The sequence below is a fragment of the Bradyrhizobium sp. MI1.11 genome, assembly GCF_055811255.1.
The window spans coordinates 1-298 of record NZ_JBVVPM010000226.1 but is presented as its reverse complement, the minus strand read 5'-3'; the positions used below and the strand labels follow the sequence as shown (position 1 = coordinate 298).

General features: G+C 68.5%; 1 pseudogene. It reads left to right on the top strand.

Annotated features, from left to right (window positions below):
- Positions 1-298: pseudogene (locus tag AC0L30_RS43200) on the top strand (IS256 family transposase); the annotation flags it as partial.

Here is a 298-nt window from a genome sequence, read left to right as displayed (position 1 = left end):
GGTGACGTGCCGGCACCGCCCGGATCGGGGGTTTCGAAGTCGGCGGCCTCGCGGAGGTTCGTAGCGCTGTCGGCGGCGCGGCTGGCTGACTTCATGGCTGCCGATCTGTCCGCGCTCGACCTTCTGGTGGTCCAAATCGACGGGCTGCATCTCGGCGACGATCTCGTGCTGGTCGCCGCGATCGGGGTTGACGGCGAAGGCAACAAGCATCCGCTGGCGCTGGTGGAAGGGGCGACCGAGAATGCCGCAACGGTTCAGGCCCTGCTGGACAACCTGGTCTCGCGCGGGCTCGACCCGA